Source organism: Streptomyces sp. NPDC088794, assembly GCF_044750545.1.
Lineage (GTDB): Bacteria > Actinomycetota > Actinomycetes > Streptomycetales > Streptomycetaceae > Streptomyces.
This window is the reverse complement of sequence record NZ_JBIVKB010000016.1, coordinates 167,471-180,530: the sequence shown is the minus strand read 5'-3', so window position 1 is coordinate 180,530 and position 13,060 is coordinate 167,471. Positions and strand designations below refer to the sequence as shown.

Below are 13,060 nucleotides of genomic sequence, written 5' to 3'. Positions count from 1 at the left end.
GGGGGCTCCCCCCCCCCCCCCCCCCGCGCCGGCGGGGGCGGCGGCCCCCCCCCCACCCCCCCGGGCGGGCCCGCCGCCCCCCCGCGGGCCGCGCCCCCCCCGCCGCCTGTCGTGCGCGTGCGTCGGAGTTCAGGCAGCGTTGGAGGAGCGCGTGGCCGCGGCCGGCACGGGCTCTTCCGTCTGGTGCGCGAGAGGCGCGGTCGGTGCGGCGGGCGCGGCCGAGACGGCCGGAGCCGGCTGCGACCGTGCGACGATCCGCGACCGGGGCAGCGGTACGGTCATGGAGACCAGGAGCCCGAGCGCGAGCGCCGCGAAGGCGATGACCGCGATCCCCACGCCCGAACTCGTCTGTGACAGCAGCAGCATGGCGAGCGTCGAGAAGATCACGGTGAACGAACCGTAGGCGAGCTGTGCGGCAGTCGGACGAGGCATGGCAATCGTGTCCTCGGAAGTGGGGGTCCACGGGGGTGTCGGCCTGGTTTTCCGCCGTGTTCAAGGCGAACCGCCAACCGACTCTAATCGCGTGCATGCCCGACTGGAACGAACAGTAAGCGTGACCTAACCAACAGCGCCGGTGCACAGGGGGCGCACGGAGTCATGCCGTCCATCCTGTGGACGGACCCGCGCGCCTGTTGAGCGCGCAACCACTCGCCCGTTCACACGTTCGTCATGCGCGCGCCCACCGTGCATAGAGCACTTGTTATGTTCAAGTCAAGGCCTGTCTTTTCTTACCAGTCTCTAGTCAAATTGCGTCACTTGAATACAGCCCTTCATCACAAGGAACTCAAGTGACCTATAGACACTGGACGTTCAGAGCGGCCGCGGTCGGTGTCGCGCTCGCGGCGGCCACCGCCACGTTCTCGACGTTCGCCGTGGCGCAGGCCGACTCGGCCGCGACCACCGCAGTTGACCGGCACGATCCGCAGCCGGTGAAGGCCAAGGAACACGACCTCGACGGCCCCCTGACGAAGACTCAGGAAGCCCAGCACAAAGAGGCGTTGGACCAGGTCATATCCGGAGCCGCGTCTGTGAAGGACCGGAACGGCTCGAAGGTCGTCAAGCTCAAGGGCCAGGACAAGTACGTCGAACTCGGCCGTGAGAAGACGGACAAGATCTTCACCATCCTGGTCGAGTTCGGCGACCAGATCGACAGCCGTTACGGCGGCACGGTCGGCCCGCTGCACAACGAGATAGCCAAGCCGGACCGCAAGCAGGACAACAGCACGGCCTGGCAGGCGGACTACAACCAGGCGCACTTCCAGGACCTCTACTTCGGCACCGGCAAGAAGACCGAGTCGCTGAAGAAGTACTACGAGAAGCAGTCCTCGGGCCGCTACTCGGTCGACGGCGAGGTCACCGACTGGGTCAAGGTCCCCTACAACGAGGCCCGTTACGGCTCCAACAGCGCGTCCACCGGCGCCTGGTACGCGGTCCAGGACGGCGTCAACGCCTGGGTCGCCGACCGCGAGGCCGCGGGTGACACGGCCGCCGAGATCAGGGCGGAGCTGGCCCAGTACGACCTGTGGGACCGCTACGACTACGACGGCGACGGCAACTTCAACGAGCCCGACGGCTACATCGACCACTTCCAGATCGTGCACGCCGGCGAGGACGAGTCCGCCGGCGGCGGCGCGCAGGGCGAGGACGCGATCTGGGCGCACCGCTGGTACGCGTTCGGCACCGACGCCGGTTCCACCGGCCCGGACACCAACAAGCTCGGCGGCACCCAGATCGGCGACACCGGCATCTGGGTCGGCGACTACACCATCCAGCCGGAGAACGGCGGACTCGGCGTCTTCGCCCACGAGTACGGCCACGACCTCGGCCTGCCCGACGAGTACGACACCGCGGGCGGCGAGAACTCCACGGGCTTCTGGACGTTGATGTCCTCCGGCTCCTGGCTCGGCACCGGCAAGGACTCCATCGGTGACCTGCCCGGCGACATGAACGCCTGGGACAAGCTCCAACTGGGCTGGCTGGACTACGACGTGGCCAAGGCCGGCAAGAAGTCGACCCACAAGCTGGGCGTCGCGGAGTACAACACCAAGAACCCGCAGGCGCTGGTGGTCGAGTTGCCCCAGAAGGAGGTCACCACCGAGGTGGTCGCCCCGGCCGAGGGCGCGACCCAGTGGTGGAGCGGCAGCGGTGACGACCTGCGCAACACCCTCACCCGCACGGTCGACCTGACCGGCAAGGCCTCGGCCGCGCTGACCCTCGACGGCTGGTGGGACATCGAGCAGGACTACGACTACCTCTACACCGAGGTCTCCACCGACGGCGGCGCCAGCTACACCCCGATCGACGGAACTCTCGCCGACGGCACGGCCGTTCCGCGCGACGGCAGCGGCAAGCCCGCCCTCACCGGCACGGTGGACGCGTACCAGAAGCTGACCTTCCCGCTGAACGCGTACGCCGGCCAGAAGATCACCCTGCGCTTCCGCTACGCGACCGACGGCGGGGTGGCCCAGAAGGGCTTCGCGGCCGACGAGATCAAGGTGACCGCGGACGGCGCGACCGTCTTCTCCGACAACGCCGAGACCGCGGACGCCGGTTGGACGTCCAACGGGTTCACGCGCATCGGCGCCTCGATCACCGACGACTACGCGCAGTACTACATCGCCGAGAACCGGCAGTACGTGTCGTACGACAAGGTCCTCAAGGTCGGTCCGTACAACTTCGGTTCGGCGCTGCGCCCGTCGTGGGTGGAGCACTACGCGTACCAGAACGGCCTGTTGATCTGGAAGTGGGACACCTCCCAGGCGGACGACAACACCAGCGCCCACCCGGGCGAGGGTCTGATCCTCCCGATCGACTCGCACCCGAAGCCGCTGAAGTGGTCGGACGGCACGCTGATGCGCAACCGCGTGCAGGCCTACGACTCGCCGTTCAGCTGGTACCCGACCGACTCGATCACGCTGCACAAGGCGGACGTGGCGACCAAGATCAAGTCGCAGTTCGGTGTCCCGCTCTTCGACGACGGACGCTCGACGTACTACGACGCGTCGAACCCGCTGGCCGGTGTCAAGGTCACTGACACCAACACCTCGATAAGGATCATCGACGAGCCCTTCAGCGGCTCGACGATCAAGGTGAAGGTCGGCCCCTCGACCAAGTAATCGGCGTTTACGCAGGTCAGACACGTATCGGCGGTGACCCCCTGGCGGGTCGCCGCCGATCGTGTTTAGGTGCGTGCTGTGCCCTGCTTATTGACACAGACATCGACACCGACCCGTACGGGGGTATGACCGCATGGCCGCAGGAGGTTTCTGCAAGCTGCCCACCGGCAGCGTCGTGGTGGCGCTGAACCTGCCCAGCCCCACCCCCGACGGCACGGGGGTACGGGTCCTGGTGCACGCCCGGAACCGGGCCCGCGCCCTGACCCGGCTGCGCAATCTGGGCATGCGGGCGGTCTACCTGCGCGGCAACGGGTCGCCGCCCACCCCCGACGAGATCACCGCGGTCCTCCACCACCCCGACGGCCTCATATGGCGTACGGCCCCTGACAACGGTGTCCCGGTCGGCCCGGACCTGGTCCAGGAGCTGTGGCACCCGATCAGAGCCCTGCTGAGAAGACCGACGGCGCCGGCGTAGGCCTGCGGCGGCTCAGCGGAGGGGCATCTCCCGGCTGGGCGGCTTCGGCCCGGCGCCCACGTGAACCCGGCCGCGCTCGGCCCACGACCATCTCCGGCTGCGGCAACGGCTCCTGCCCGCCGGCCCGGACCGGCGACCGATCAGCCCCGGGCGGCGACCGGCCGGCTCGGGCAGTCGCGGCTTCGTGTGGACCGTCGTGGCCCGGGGTGGCGACCGGCCGGCTCGGGCAGTCGCGGCTTCGTGTGGACCGTCGTGGCCCGGGGTGGCGACCGACCAGCCCCGGCGGCGACAGGCCCGCTCGGGCAGTCGCGGCTTCGTCCGGACCGTCGTGGCCCGGGGCGGCGACCGGCCGGCTCGGGCAGTCGCGGCTTCGTGCGGACCGTCGTGGCCCGGGGCGGCGACAGGCCCGCTCGGGCCCCCGGGGCTCCGCCCGGACCGTCGCGTGCTACGCCACGACCGGCTTGCCCGACAGTTCCACGCCGGCCTCGCGCATCTCGTTCAGCGCGCGGTCGGTGCTCTCCTCGGCGACGCCCGCGGTCAGCTCCAGCAGGACCCGGGTGCGGAAGCCCTCGCGGACCGCGTCCAGGGCGGTGGCCCGCACGCAGTGGTCGGTCGCGATGCCCACCACGTCGACCTCGCTCACCTGCCGGGCCCGCAGCCAGTCGCCCAGCTTCACGCCGTTCTCGTCGGCGCCCTCGAAGCCGCTGTACGCGGCCGCGTAGGCGCCCTTGTCGAAGACGGCGTCGATCGCGCCGGAGGCGACGGCCGGCGCGAAGTTCGGATGGAAGCCCACCCCCTCGGTGCCCGCGACGCAGTGCGCGGGCCAGGAGTGGGCGTAGTCGGGGTTGTCGGCGAAGTGGCCGCCGGGCGCGATGTGGTGGTCGCGGGTGGCCACCAGGTGCTGGTAGCCGGAGCCGGCCGCCTGCCCGATCAGCTCGGTGACGGCGGCGGCGACATCGGCGCCCCCGGCCACCGCGAGGCTGCCTCCCTCGCAGAAGTCGTTCTGTACGTCGACGACGATCAAGGCGCGGCGCATGGTGGGTGTCCTTCGACTGTGAGTGAAGTTCGAGCCTAGAGACTTCGGCGCCCCAGCGGGAAGGGCGTGCCCCGCATTGGGACCTGGCAGCCCCTAACTACCCGAGCGCCCCTGTACATACTCCGTGGGAATGACCGGTTCCCCGCGCGACAGCTGGGTCGCCGACAGCGGCAGCCCCGCCCGCGCGCTCGCGTGCCGGTCGCGGACGACGTCCAGCGGCTCGCGGGCCACCACGTCACCGCCCTTGACCAGTTCGACGAGCAGCTGCCGGTCCACCAGGTCGGCCGGCACGGCGCCGGTGCCGACGACCTCGGCCTCCGCGACCCCGTCCTCGTCGAGGCGCCGCGCGGCCCACTTGCGCCCGCCGACGGACGTCTTGCCGCCGGCCGCCTTCTTCGCCACCGCCACCAGCGGCGCCCTCAGGTCGGCGGACTCGGCGCGGGCGACCAGCTTGTAGACCATCGAGCAGGTCGGATGCCCCGACCCGGTCACCAGCTGCGTACCGACGCCGTACGCGTCCACCGGAGCCGCCGCCAGCGAGGCGATGGCGTACTCGTCCAGGTCGGAGGTGACGATGATCCGCGTGTTCGTCGCGCCCAGCTCGTCCAGCTGCTGCCGCACCCGGTGCGCGACCAGCAGCAGGTCGCCGGAGTCGATGCGGACGGCGCCCAGCTCGGGCCCGGCGACCTCGACGGCCGTCCGGACGGCGGCGGCCACGTCGTAGGTGTCCACGAGCAGCGTGGTGTCCCGGCCCAGCGAGTCGACCTGGGCCTGGAAGGCGTCCCGCTCGTTGTCGTGCAGCAGCGTGAAGGCGTGGGCGGAGGTGCCCACGGTCGGGATGTTGTAGCGGAAGCCGGCCGCGAGGTCGGAGGTGGAGGCGAAGCCGCCGACGTAGGCGGCGCGGGAGGCGGCGACGGCCGCCAGCTCGTGGGTGCGGCGGGCGCCCATCTCGACCAGCGGGCGCCCGCCCGCGGCCGAGGACATCCGTGAGGCCGCCGCGGCGATCGCGGAGTCGTGGTTGAGGATCGACAGGATCACGGTCTCCAGGAGCACGCACTCGGCGAAGGAGCCCTCGACCCGCATGATCGGCGAGCCGGGGAAGTACACCTCGCCCTCCGGGTAGCCCCAGATGTCACCGGAGAAGCGGTAGGTCGCCAGCCACTCCAGGGTCGCCTCGTCGACGATGGACCGCTCCCGCAGGAAGCCCAGGACGTCCGCGTCGAAGCGGAAGTTCTCGACCGCGTCGAGGACCCGTCCGGTGCCCGCCAGGACGCCGTAGCGCCGTCCGTCGGGCAGTCGCCGGGTGAAGACCTCGAACACGCTCCGCCGCTCGGCCGTGCCCGCTCTCAGGGCCGCCTGCAGCATCGTCAGCTCGTACTGGTCCGTGAAGAGCGCCGTAGAGGGAACGTCCACCGGCAGCCCAAGGTCCGCTGTGTTCATGGCAAGGGATGGTACTCCCTTCTCGTCGGTGTGACGATTTGTGGGATGCGTGGCAGCATGGCCCCTGTGACGTCACCCGCACCCCTGGAGATCGAACGCACCGAGTCGGCGGAGGAGACCTTCGCCGTACCCGAGCCCGACGTCCCCTGGGTCACGATCGTCCACAACGACCCGGTCAACCTCATGAGCTATGTGACCTACGTCTTCCAGGCGTACTTCGGTTACAGCAAGCACAAGGCCACCAAGCTCATGCTCGACGTGCACCACAAGGGCCGGGCGGTCGTCTCCAGCGGCAGCCGCGAGGAGATGGAACGGGACGTGCAGGCCATGCACGGCTACGGCCTGTGGGCCACCCTCCAGCAGGACCGGAAGTAGCGACCCAGCAGCGGAAGTAGCGACGCCCTTCATGCCCGGACACTTCGAACCGCTCCCCGGCGGCGGCGCGGCCGTCGCCCTCGACGACGTCGAGATCTCCATCATCCGGTCGCTGGCCGTCCAGCTGCTGGAACTCATCGGCCCAGGCCCCGGCGAGGACGCCTCCGACGACCCGCTGGCCGAACTCTTCGCCGAGGGCCCCAGCGAGCCGCCCAAGGACCCGGTGCTGCGGCGCCTGTTCCCGGACGCCTACAGCGACCCCGAGCAGGTCCCGGACTCGCCGGGGCAGGCCGAGGAGAACCGCGCGTACTCGTCCGAGTTCCGCCGCTACACCGAGAACGACCTGCGGGCCGGCAAGCGCGAGAGCGCCCTCGCGGTGGTGCGCACGCTGGACGGGCTGACCCCGGCCGGCGACGGCGGCGCGATCCTCAGGCTCTCCGCCGAGGACTCCCGGCAGTGGCTCGGCGCCCTGAACGACCTGCGCCTGGCGATCGGCTCCCGCCTGGAGATCACCGACGAGGACGACACCGACGACCTCTACCGGCTGCCGGACGAGGACCCGCGCAAGCCGATGGTGATGGCGTACCTGTGGCTCGGCGGGCTCCAGGAGACGCTCGTGTCCACCCTGATGCCGTGACCGGTGAGCGTTTCCTGTTCGCTCAGAAGACGCTCAAATCCGGATAACGATCACGTCACCGCGGCGGCCGGTTATGTCGACGCCGACCGCGTTTTGTCCGCTTCTTCCTGTGGTGTGCGCCACAAAAACCCCAGCTGATCACCGGTGCGGCCGTGATAGATCTTCACGACTGCACACGGGGGACTCGGCGAAAGGCACACCACCACATGACCTCCGCTCAGGTCGACACGGACAACATCCCCGAGGAGGGGAAGGCCCCCGAGGAGGGGTACGAGCGCGGGCTCGGCAGCCGGCAGGTCCAGATGATCGCCATCGGCGGTGCCATCGGGGTCGGGCTGTTCCTGGGCGCCGGCGCGAACATCGCCAAGGCCGGTCCCAGCCTCATCGTGATGTACGCCCTCGCGGGCGTGATCATCTTCTTCATCATGCGGGCCCTTGGCGAACTGCTCCTGTACCGCCCGGTCTCGGGCTCCTTCGCGGAGTACTCCCGCGAGTTCCTCGGCCCGTTCTTCGGCTACTTCACCGGCTGGACGTACTGGCTGATGTGGGTGGTCACCGGCATGGCCGAGCTGACCGCCGCCGCGATCTACGTCAACTACTGGTTCCCGGCGGTCCCGCAGTGGGTGACGGCCCTGGTCTTCCTGGTGGTCCTCTTCGGGGTCAACCTGATCTCCGTGAAGGTCTTCGGGGAGCTGGAGTTCTGGTTCTCGATGGTCAAGGTCACCGCCCTGATCGGCATGATCGTGATCGGCCTCGGCGTCCTCACCTTCGGCTTCAGCTCCGCCGGTGACACCGCCGCCGTCGCCAACCTCTGGCAGTTCGACGGCTTCTTCCCCAAGGGCGTCGGCTCGTCCCTGATGACCCTCCAGGGCGTCATGTTCGCCTACCTCGCGGTCGAGCTGGTCGGCGTGACGGCGGGGGAGTCGGAGAACCCGGAGAAGACGCTCCCCAAGGCGATCAACACCCTCCCCTGGCGCATCGCCCTCTTCTACGTCGGCGCGCTCAGCGTCATCCTCTGCGTCGTGAAGTGGACCGAGTTCGCCCCCGGTGTCTCGCCCTTCGTCGAGGCCTTCGCGAAGATCGGCATCCCGGCCGGCGCCGGCATCGTCAACTTCGTCGTCCTCACCGCGGCCCTGTCCTCCTGCAACTCCGGCATGTACTCGACCGGCCGGATGCTGCGCAACCTGGCCGCCAACGGCGAGGCCCCCAAGGTCTTCCAGCGCCTGTCCGGCACCAAGGCCCCGGCCTTCGGCATCACCGTCTCCGTCCTGTGCATGGGCATCGGCGTCGTCCTGAACTACGTCGTCCCGGAGAAGGCCTTCGGCTACGTCACCTCGGTGGCCACCGCGGCCGGCATCTGGACCTGGCTGATGATTTTGATCAGCCACGTCCTGTACCGCCGCGCGGTCGACGCGGGCCGCCTGCCCGCCTCGCCCTTCCCGGCCCCGGGCGGCTCGAAGTGCAGCTGGATCGCCATCGCCTTCCTCCTCTTCGTCACCTGCCTGATCGCGTACGACAACGACTCCCGCGTCTGCCTGTACGTGATGGCCGGCTGGGCGGCGGTGCTCGGCATCGGCTGGTCGGTCCTCAAGTCCCGCAACCCGGAGATCGCGGCGCGCCGAGAACCGGAGTTCGAGAAGATCGGCTGATCGACCCGTCCGGCATATGGGCCCGTCCGTACCACCCATTGGTACGAACGGGCCCTCTGCTTATCCTGACGAACATGCTGACCATCACCCAGGCCCTCGTCGACCAGATCGTCGCGCACGCGCGCAAGGACCACCCCGACGAGGCGTGCGGCGTCGTCGCGGGCCCGGAGCGCTCGGACCGTCCCGAGCGCTTCATCCCGATGCTGAACGCGGCCATGTCGCCCACGTTCTACGAGTTCGACTCCGGCGACCTGCTCAAGCTCTACCGCGAGATGGACGACCGCGACGAGGAGCCGGTGGTCGTCTACCACTCCCACACCGCGACCGAGGCCTACCCCTCGCGCACCGACATCTCCTACGCGAACGAGCCCGGAGCCCACTACGTCCTGGTGTCCACCGCCGACACCGACGGCCTCGGCGACTTCCAGTTCCGCTCGTACCGCATCGTCGAAGGGGAGGTCACGGAGGAGGAGGTCAGGGTGGTGGAGTCGTACTGATCTCGAACGGTGGATGAAATCCGTCCGTGATGTGAGATCACACTCCGGCGTCCCGACCGGGAATCGATACGATGACCCCATGGTTCTTCTCGACGTGAGCGACAAGGCGCCGGGCACGCTGCTCGTGGCGCGGCTGCACGTCGACCTGTGCAGGCTGAACAGCGCCATCTGTTGACCACCGCGCTGTCGCCGCAGGCCGTCCGCCGCGGCGCTGTGCCGCGCTCTCCCCGAGACCAGACCCTTTCCGACAGGAGCCCTTCGCCATGGCCATCGAGGTCCGCATCCCCACCATCCTCCGCCCGTACACCGACGGCCAGAAGGCCGTGCAGGGCAACGGGGACACCCTCGCCGAGCTCTTCACCGACCTCGAGACCCGGCACGCGGGCATCCAGGCCCGCATCGTGGACGGCGGCGAGCTGCGCCGCTTCGTCAACGTCTACCTGAACGACGAGGACGTCCGCTTCCTCGAGGGCATCAACACCAAGGTCGCCGACGGCGACAACGTGACGATCCTGCCGGCCGTGGCCGGCGGTATGGCCTGATCCTCGATGCGCTACGACTCCCCGCTGGCCGCGGTGGGCAACACCCCTCTGGTGCGCCTGCCGCGGCTGTCGCCGTCCGCCGAGGTCCGCATCTGGGCCAAGCTGGAGGACCGCAACCCGACCGGCTCGGTCAAGGACCGCCCGGCCCTGCACATGGTCGAACAGGCGGAGAAGGACGGCCGCCTGACCCCCGGCTGCACGATCCTGGAGCCGACCAGCGGCAACACCGGCATCTCGCTCGCGATGGCCGCGAAGCTCAAGGGCTACCGCATGGTCTGCGTGATGCCCGAGAACACCTCGCAGGAGCGCCGGGACCTGCTCGGCATGTGGGGCGCCGAGATCATCCCCAGCCCGGCCGCCGGCGGCTCCAACACCGCCGTACGCGTGGCCAAGGAGCTCGCCGCCGAGCACCCCGACTGGGTGATGCTCTACCAGTACGGCAACCCGGACAACGCCGGCGCGCACTACGCGACCACCGGCCCGGAGATCCTCGCCGACCTCCCGTCGATCACCCACTTCGTCGCGGGCCTGGGCACCACGGGCACGCTCATGGGCGTCGGCCGCTACCTCCGCGAGCACAAGCCGGACGTCAGGATCGTCGCCGCCGAGCCGCGCTACGACGACCTCGTCTACGGCCTGCGCAACCTCGACGAGGGCTTCGTCCCGGAGCTCTACGACGCCTCGGTCCTCACCACCCGTTTCTCGGTCGGCTCGGCCGACGCGGTCACCCGCACCCGCGAACTCCTCCAGCAGGAGGGCATCTTCGCCGGCGTCTCCACCGGCGCGGCCCTCCACGCGGCGATCGGCGTGGGCAGGAAGGCCGTAGCGGCAGGAGAGACGGCCGACATCGCGTTCGTGGTGGCGGACGGCGGCTGGAAGTACCTGTCGACGGGCGTGTACACGGCCGCGACCACGGAGGAAGCGATCGCGACCCTCCAGGGTCAGCTCTGGGCCTGACGCGAACGCCCCGGGCTCACTCCCCGGGGCCGTCGACGAACTCCGGTGCCGGCCGGGACCAGTCGGTCATGATCCTGTCGTCGATGCGGTCGAGCACCGCGAAGCCGAAGAGCGCGACCGCCATCCGCACCTGGCCCGGGTCGTACGGCTCCGACACCGGGCGGGTCGCCGGATCCAGCTCCGCGTAGCGCTCCCGCGCCACCCGGAGCACCGCTTCCCCCTTGCCGGTGACGGTGGGCAGGTGACGCGGCACGGCCGGGCCGTCGGGGAAGACCTTCCGCAGAGCCATCGCCCCCGATGAGGAACGCCGGCCCGGCCCGGACCCAGGCCTGGTCGAGCAGCAGCACGGTCACGGCAGGCACCGAGACCGCCGCGGCGATCGCCGACCACCGGCCCCAGCGCAGCGGCAGACCGGGAACCATCTCGAACTGCGCCCGGGTCCAGCCCTCGCCGAGCAGCCGTGCCTCCGCCGATTTCACCAGGTGGTAGGAGTTCGGCGCCCGCAGCTCCCACAGGTACTCGCCCTCGCCCTGGCCGGGGGAGAAGGCGGGGTCGCGCACATGCAACGGCCGCGCCGCGTCCCACAGTTCACGCTCGAACTCGTCGGCGTCCGAGGGCGGTGCGTCACGGGATTCCCAGCGCCCCCGTCCGGGTGTGTCCTGCGGCATCCGGTGCAGCCGCCCCGCAGCCACCAGTCTGGCCAGCGCCCCCGTACGTGCCCCCCCCATTGCGCCTCGCCGTTCAGCACGCCGAGGGCCAGCGGGCCGAGCCGTTCCACGTCCTCCGGTCCGACGACGGCGCCGCCGCGGTCCTCGGCCAGGAAGGCCGCCAGACGGGTCAGTATCCCCGCACATCGGGATCCGACCCCTGCGCGCACCACCCCAATTGCCATGGATTCAGGGGAGGTTGCGCAGTACCCGCCTACCGGGCGAGATGCCGCACCTGCTTCCACAGGGCCGGGTCCGCGACCCCCACCCGCCGCCGGAAATCGGCCACCGGCACGGACCGCAGCTCGTCGGTCTCCAGATAGCTCGCCCGCCCCTGCGCGTCCCCCACCGACCCCGGGGGCAGCGCGATCACCCCGCCCCGCTCGTCGTGGTACTTGCTGGTGATCTTCGCGACCCTCGCCGTCCGCCCCCGCACGGAGAGCACCAGACACGGCCGGTCCTTCGCGGCCCCCGGCTGATCCTCGTAGGGGACGTTCGCCCACCAGATCTCGGCGGGCCGCGGCCGGTCCCCGCGCACTTTCCGCGCGGGCCGCCGCCCTCGCCCCCACCCGTCCACCAGCGTGGCGACCAGCGCCAGCAACATCACCGCCGCCAGCGCGAGCCACCACGTCGTGTTCATGCGGACGACGGTACCGGCGCGCAATCCAAGCCGCGCGCCCTCTTCTCAACCTCACGCGCCCCGCTTCCAGCCGAACCGGTGACACCACAGGTGAGTTCCCCCACAACAGCCCTTGGCGGAGGAGCGACCGGCCCTTTTGCGCCTTACGCTCGACGGACCGCACGACCCCCGTCACCCAACTCCAGAAGTTCCCGCCAGCGGAGGTTTCTGCTTTATGAAGCTCACCGTCGTCGGCTGCTCGGGGTCGTTCCCGTCCGCGGAATCGGCCTGCTCGAGCTACCTCGTAGAGGCCGACGGCTTCCGGCTGCTCCTCGACATGGGCAACGGCGCCCTCGGCGAGCTGCAGCGCCACTGCGGTCTCTACGACCTCGACGCGATCTTCCTCAGCCATCTGCACGCCGACCACTGCATCGACATGTGCGCGTACTTCGTCGCGCGCTACTACCGCCACGACGGCGGCCGTTGCGACCCCATCCCGGTCTACGGCCCCGAAGGCACCGAACACCGCCTCACCACGGCCTACGCCGACACCCCCACCGCCTCCTCCATGAGCGAGGTCTTCGACTTCCACACCGTCAAGCCGTCCACGTTCGAGATCGGCCCGTTCACCGTGCACACCGAACGCGTGGCCCATCCCGTGGAGGCGTACGGCATCCGGGTCGAGCACGGGGGCAAGTCCCTGACGTACTCCGGCGACACCGGCATCAGCCCGGCCCTGGACGAACTCGCCCGGGACACCGACCTGTTCCTGTGCGAGGCCGCGTTCACGCACGGCAAGGAGAACATCCCCGACCTGCACCTCAACGGCCGCGAGGCGGGCGAGACGGCGACCCGGGCCGGCGCCCGCCGCCTGGTCCTCACCCACATCCCCCCGTGGACCGACCCGCAGGCCAACCTCACCGACGCCCGCGCGGTCTACACCGGCCCGGTGGAACTGGCGGCGCCGAGGGTGTCGTACGAGATCTGAGGCCGGACCGTCCTGGCGCGGC

At 70.1% G+C, this 13,060-nt stretch carries 15 protein-coding genes; 10 read left to right on the top strand and 5 right to left on the bottom strand.

The window, feature by feature from the left end; genetic code table 11:
* Positions 1-129: 129 nt before the first annotated feature.
* Positions 130-432 carry a hypothetical protein gene (locus ACIP6U_RS37105; protein WP_401727037.1) on the bottom strand — a complete coding sequence of 101 codons (303 nt, stop codon included), beginning with the start codon at positions 430-432 and terminating at the stop codon, positions 130-132.
* Positions 433-788: 356 nt separating this feature from the next.
* On the opposite strand from ACIP6U_RS37105, the gene ACIP6U_RS37100 reads away from it, so the two are divergent.
* Both ACIP6U_RS37100 and ACIP6U_RS37095 read left to right on the top strand, forming a co-directional pair.
* Positions 789-3,116 (top strand): immune inhibitor A domain-containing protein, encoded by a 2,328-nt coding sequence (locus tag ACIP6U_RS37100; RefSeq protein ID WP_401727035.1) that lies wholly within the window; start codon positions 789-791, stop codon positions 3,114-3,116.
* Positions 3,117-3,249: 133 nt separating this feature from the next.
* On the top strand, positions 3,250-3,591 hold the full coding sequence (locus ACIP6U_RS37095) for a hypothetical protein (protein ID WP_401727033.1): 342 nt from the start codon (positions 3,250-3,252) through the stop codon (positions 3,589-3,591).
* 445 nt (positions 3,592-4,036) lie between these two features.
* Here ACIP6U_RS37095 and ACIP6U_RS37090 read toward each other — a convergent pair whose 3' ends face one another.
* Together ACIP6U_RS37090 and ACIP6U_RS37085 are read right to left on the bottom strand one after the other, a co-directional pair.
* Positions 4,037-4,627, bottom strand: a complete 591-nt coding sequence (locus ACIP6U_RS37090; protein WP_401727032.1) for an isochorismatase family protein — start codon at positions 4,625-4,627, stop codon at positions 4,037-4,039.
* Positions 4,628-4,720: 93 nt separating this feature from the next.
* Positions 4,721-6,067, bottom strand: coding sequence for a nicotinate phosphoribosyltransferase (locus tag ACIP6U_RS37085; RefSeq protein ID WP_401727030.1), 1,347 nt, complete (start codon positions 6,065-6,067; stop codon positions 4,721-4,723).
* A gap of 57 nt (positions 6,068-6,124) precedes the next feature.
* Here ACIP6U_RS37085 and clpS point away from each other — a divergent pair, with 57 nt between their 5' ends.
* From clpS to ACIP6U_RS37050, 7 genes are all read left to right on the top strand, one after another.
* Positions 6,125-6,442 carry an ATP-dependent Clp protease adapter ClpS gene (clpS, locus tag ACIP6U_RS37080; RefSeq protein WP_124000467.1) on the top strand — a complete coding sequence of 106 codons (318 nt, stop codon included), beginning with the start codon at positions 6,125-6,127 and terminating at the stop codon, positions 6,440-6,442.
* A gap of 31 nt (positions 6,443-6,473) precedes the next feature.
* Positions 6,474-7,079, top strand: coding sequence for a DUF2017 domain-containing protein (locus ACIP6U_RS37075; protein ID WP_401727028.1), 606 nt, complete (start codon positions 6,474-6,476; stop codon positions 7,077-7,079).
* 206 nt (positions 7,080-7,285) lie between these two features.
* Positions 7,286-8,728 carry an amino acid permease gene (locus ACIP6U_RS37070; protein WP_401727027.1) on the top strand — a complete coding sequence of 481 codons (1,443 nt, stop codon included), beginning with the start codon at positions 7,286-7,288 and terminating at the stop codon, positions 8,726-8,728.
* Between the two features lie 74 nt (positions 8,729-8,802).
* Entirely contained in the window at positions 8,803-9,225 is a 423-nt protein-coding gene (locus tag ACIP6U_RS37065; RefSeq protein ID WP_401727026.1) for a Mov34/MPN/PAD-1 family protein, read from the top strand.
* Positions 9,226-9,304: 79 nt separating this feature from the next.
* Complete coding sequence (locus ACIP6U_RS37060; RefSeq protein WP_019065921.1) at positions 9,305-9,400, top strand: putative leader peptide; 96 nt, start codon at positions 9,305-9,307, stop codon at positions 9,398-9,400.
* 88 nt (positions 9,401-9,488) lie between these two features.
* Positions 9,489-9,767 carry a MoaD/ThiS family protein gene (locus ACIP6U_RS37055; protein WP_124000284.1) on the top strand — a complete coding sequence of 93 codons (279 nt, stop codon included), beginning with the start codon at positions 9,489-9,491 and terminating at the stop codon, positions 9,765-9,767.
* A 6-nt stretch (positions 9,768-9,773) separates the two neighbouring features.
* Positions 9,774-10,724: a PLP-dependent cysteine synthase family protein gene (locus tag ACIP6U_RS37050; RefSeq protein WP_401727024.1), complete on the top strand. Its 951-nt coding sequence runs from the start codon at positions 9,774-9,776 to the stop codon at positions 10,722-10,724.
* A gap of 16 nt (positions 10,725-10,740) precedes the next feature.
* Here ACIP6U_RS37050 and ACIP6U_RS37045 read toward each other — a convergent pair whose 3' ends face one another.
* A complete protein-coding gene (locus ACIP6U_RS37045; protein WP_401727022.1) occupies positions 10,741-11,013 on the bottom strand; it encodes a hypothetical protein in 273 nt (90 codons plus the stop codon).
* 632 nt (positions 11,014-11,645) lie between these two features.
* Entirely contained in the window at positions 11,646-12,071 is a 426-nt protein-coding gene (locus tag ACIP6U_RS37040; RefSeq protein ID WP_401727020.1) for a type II toxin-antitoxin system PemK/MazF family toxin, read from the bottom strand.
* 214 nt (positions 12,072-12,285) lie between these two features.
* Here ACIP6U_RS37040 and ACIP6U_RS37035 point away from each other — a divergent pair, with 214 nt between their 5' ends.
* The gene (locus tag ACIP6U_RS37035; RefSeq protein ID WP_401727018.1) at positions 12,286-13,038 is read left to right on the top strand and encodes an MBL fold metallo-hydrolase; all 753 of its coding nucleotides are present in this window, start codon (positions 12,286-12,288) and stop codon (positions 13,036-13,038) included.
* Positions 13,039-13,060: the final 22 nt, after the last annotated feature.